This is a genomic window from Streptomyces sp. NPDC002446 (genome assembly GCF_053595675.1).
Window position 1 is genome coordinate 1 of sequence record NZ_JBSFYC010000151.1, and the last position, 3,581, is coordinate 3,581.

A 3,581-nucleotide genomic window follows, 5' to 3' on the forward strand; every position below is an offset into this window, starting at 1 on the left:
ACGCCGCCCGCGACACCAGCGCCGCGGTCGTCCTGGTCACCCACGAATCCCGGGTCGCCGCCTACTCCGACCGCGAGATCGTCGTCCGCGACGGCGTGGCCCGGGAGACGGCGGGCGCGGTATGAGGGCCCGCAGCCTGGCCATGGGCGTACGCTTCGCGGCCGGCGGCGGCCGCGAGGGCTGGATCCGTACGGCCCTGACCGCCGTCGGCGTGGGGCTCGGAGTGGTGCTGCTGCTCGGCGCCGCGTCGATCCCGCACATCCTGGACGCCCGCCAGCAGCGCGGCGACGCCCGGGCCGCCGTCGACGGGGAGCGGCAGATCGCCCGCTCCTCGTCGACGCTGCTGTACGCCGATGCCGGGACGTCCTTCCGCGGCGAGGCGGTCAGGGGCGCGCTGCTGCGCCCCGACGGGTCCGGCGCCCCGCCCCCGCCCGGCGTACGGCGGCTGCCGCACAGCGGCGAGATGGTGGTCTCCCCCGCCCTGGAGGAGCTGCTCGCCTCTGCGGACGGGAAGCTGCTGCGCGAGCGGCTGCGCTTCAAGGCCGTCGGCACCATCGGCGAGGCGGGCCTGGTCGGTCCTGGCGAGCTGGCGTACTACGCGGTCAGCGACACCCTCACCGAGGCCCACGGCGCGTTCCGCATCGACGGTTTCGGCAGCCGGACGCCGCCGCGGGAGCTGGACCCGCTGCTGCTGGTACTGATCATCGTGGCCTGTGTGGTGCTGCTGATGCCGGTGGCCCTCTTCATCGCCACCGCGGTCCGCTTCGGCGGCGAGCGGCGCGACCGGCGGCTGGCGGCGCTGCGGCTGGTCGGCGCCGACACCCGCACGGTGCGCTGGACGGCCGCCGGGGAGGCGCTGTTCGGCGCGGTCTGCGGGCTGCTGCTGGGCACCGCGATGTTCCTGGCCGCACGCCAGCTCGCCGGCGCGGTCACCGTCTGGGACGTCAACGCCTTCCCCGGCGACCTGACACCGGTCCCGGCCCTGGCCGCGCTGGTCGCGGCCGCCGTCCCGCTCTGCGCCGTCGGCGTCACCCTCTTCGCGCTGCGCGGGGTGGCCATCGAACCGCTGGGCGTGGTGCGCCACAGCGCCGGGCGGCGCCGCCGGCTGTGGTGGCGGCTGCCGCTGCCGCTCGCGGGCCTCGCGCTGCTGCTGGCCAACGGGCGGATCGACGGCGGCGACGGCTCGGTCGATCCGTATCTGATCGCGGGCGGCGCGGTGCTGGTGCTGTTCGGGATCACGCTGCTGCTGCCCTGGTTCGTCGAGGCGGTGGTGGGGCGCTTCGGCGGCGGCCCGGTGCCCTGGCAGCTGGCCGCCCGCCGGCTCCAGCTGGGCAGCGGCGCGGCGGCCCGCGCGGTCAGCGGGATCACCGTCGCGGTCGCCGGGGCCATCGCCCTGCAGCTCTTCTTCGCCGCGATCCAGAGCGACTTCCTGAAGGTCACCGGGCAGGATCCGAACCGGGCGCAGCTGAGCGTGGCGCTGCCCTCGCACGACGTCGCCACGATCCGGCAGATGATCGAGCGGTTCCGCGGCACCGAGGGCGTACGCGGTGTCATCGCGACCATCGAGTCCTCCGCCTCCCGGCCAGGACCGGTGCGCAGGGGCGAGGACTTCGCCCCGAGCACCCAGGTCACCGTCGGCGACTGCCCCACCCTGGGCGAACTGGCGCACACCGGCTCCTGCAAGGACGGCGACGTCTTCGTCGTCAGGGACAGCAACGGCATGGTCGACAGCGACTACCTCTTCAAGACCGCGCGGCCCGGTGCCCGGGTGCTCTTCAACCGGGACCCGCGGACCGACGAGCCGGACGGCGCCCCGCGGCTGTGGACCATCCCCGAGTCCGCCCGGGTCGTCGACTCCCGCAAGGACCCCTCGGGACGGATGGCCTTCGGCATCTTCGCGACGCCGGGCTCCCTGGACACCGCCGCGCTGTCGGATCCGACGGCCCGCGCCATGGTGAAGACCGATCCGCGCGTCGTCGATGCCGCCGAGTACGTGCGCAACACCGCCGCCCGGATCGACCCGCTGATGAACGTGCGCACGCTGGTGGACCTGGAGCGCGACAAGCAGTTCGCCAGCGTGCGCACCGGTCTGCTGATCGCCTCCGCCGCGACGCTGGCCCTGATCGCCGCCAGCATGCTGGTGACGACGCTGGAGCAGCTGCGCGAGCGGCGCCGGCTGCTGTCGGTACTGGTGGCCTTCGGCACCCGGCGGACGACGCTCGGCTGGTCGGTGCTGTGGCAGACCGCCGTACCGGTGGTGCTGGGCCTCGCGCTGTCCGTGGCGGGCGGCCTCGGACTGGGGCTGGTGCTGCTGCGGATGGCGGGCAAGAGCAGCGTCGACTGGTCGGTGGTCTGGCCGCTGCCCGCGACCGGCGCTGCGCTGATCGCGCTGGTCACCCTGCTCAGCCTGCCGCCGCTGTGGCGGATGATGCGCCCGGACGGGCTGCGTACGGAGTGATCGCCGCCCGGGGCCCGGCACAGGGGTCCCGGGCGCACCCCCTCCCGCTATACAGCGTGCGTATACACCAGCGATACACCCACGAGTAAGGTGGTCCGCATGTCAATCGGTCATACGCTGCTGGGCCTCCTGGAGTCCGGCCCCCGCCATGGCTACGACCTCAAGCGGGCCTTCGACGAGCACTTCGGCCAGGACCGCCCGCTGCACTACGGGCAGGTCTACTCCACGATGTCCCGGCTGCTGAAGAACGGCCTGGTCGAGGTGGACGGCGTGGAGGCCGGCGCCGGCCCGGAGCGCAAGCGGTACGCGATCACCGACGCCGGAGTCACCGATGTCGCCCAGTGGCTGGCCCGGCCCGAGAAGCCCGAGCCGTATCTGCAGTCCACGCTCTACACCAAGGTCGTCCTGGCGCTGCTGACCGAACGGAACGCCGCCGAGCTGCTGGACACCCAGCGCGCCGAACATCTGCGGCTGATGCGCGGGCTGACCGAGCGCAAGCGCGGCGGCGACCTCGCCGACCAGCTGATCTGCGACCACGCCCTGTTCCATCTGGAGGCCGATCTGCGCTGGCTGGAGCTGACCGCGGCGCGGCTCGACAAGCTGGCGGAAGCGGTCCGCACATGACGCCGGAGGGATCCCTGCTCGCGGCGGAGGGACTGCGCAAGGCGTACGGCCCCACGCCCGCGCTGGACGGCGTGGAGTTCTCCATCCACCCCGGCGAGGTCGTCGCCGTCATGGGCCCCTCCGGCTCCGGCAAGTCGACCCTGCTGCACTGCCTGGCCGGCATCATCAGCCCGGACTCCGGCACCGTCCGCTACGGCCCGCACACCCTCACGGAGCTGAGCGACGCCCAGCGCAGCGCCCTGCGCCGCAGCGACTTCGGCTTCGTCTTCCAGTTCGGCCAGCTGGTACCGGAGCTGACCGCCGTGGAGAACGTCGCACTGCCGCTGCGGCTGAACGGCACCAAGCGCAAGGAAGCCGAACGCCAGGCCCGCGACTGGCTGGAGCGCCTGGAGGTCGACGACGTGGCGGCCAAACGGCCCGGCGAGATCTCCGGCGGCCAGGGCCAGCGGGTCGCCGTCGCCCGCGCGCTGGTCACCCGGCCGCGGGTGGTCTTCGCCGA

Annotated in this window: 3 protein-coding genes and 1 pseudogene; all 4 read left to right on the forward strand. The window is 73.8% G+C overall.

The window, feature by feature from the left end; genetic code table 11:
• A pseudogene (locus ACWD6P_RS36800) lies at positions 1-125 on the forward strand (ABC transporter ATP-binding protein); the annotation flags it as partial.
• The gene (locus ACWD6P_RS36805) at positions 122-2,458 is read left to right on the forward strand and encodes an ABC transporter permease (RefSeq protein ID WP_451448576.1); all 2,337 of its coding nucleotides are present in this window, start codon (positions 122-124) and stop codon (positions 2,456-2,458) included. The pseudogene ACWD6P_RS36800 and the gene ACWD6P_RS36805, both read left to right, overlap by 4 nt.
• 99 nt (positions 2,459-2,557) lie before the next feature.
• Complete coding sequence (locus ACWD6P_RS36810; RefSeq protein ID WP_451448577.1) at positions 2,558-3,082, forward strand: PadR family transcriptional regulator; 525 nt, start codon at positions 2,558-2,560, stop codon at positions 3,080-3,082.
• Positions 3,079-3,581, forward strand: a 503-nt coding sequence (locus ACWD6P_RS36815) for an ABC transporter ATP-binding protein (RefSeq protein WP_451448578.1), incomplete at its 3' end; no start/stop codon positions are given. The genes ACWD6P_RS36810 and ACWD6P_RS36815, both read left to right, overlap by 4 nt.

Excerpts from the sequence above, each read along its gene's own strand:
- ACWD6P_RS36805 (WP_451448576.1), top strand. The coding sequence starts at position 122 with ATGAGGGCCCGCAGCCTGGCCATGGGCGTACGCTTCGCGGCCGGCGGC.
- ACWD6P_RS36810 (WP_451448577.1), top strand. The coding sequence starts at position 2,558 with ATGTCAATCGGTCATACGCTGCTGGGCCTCCTGGAGTCCGGCCCCCGC.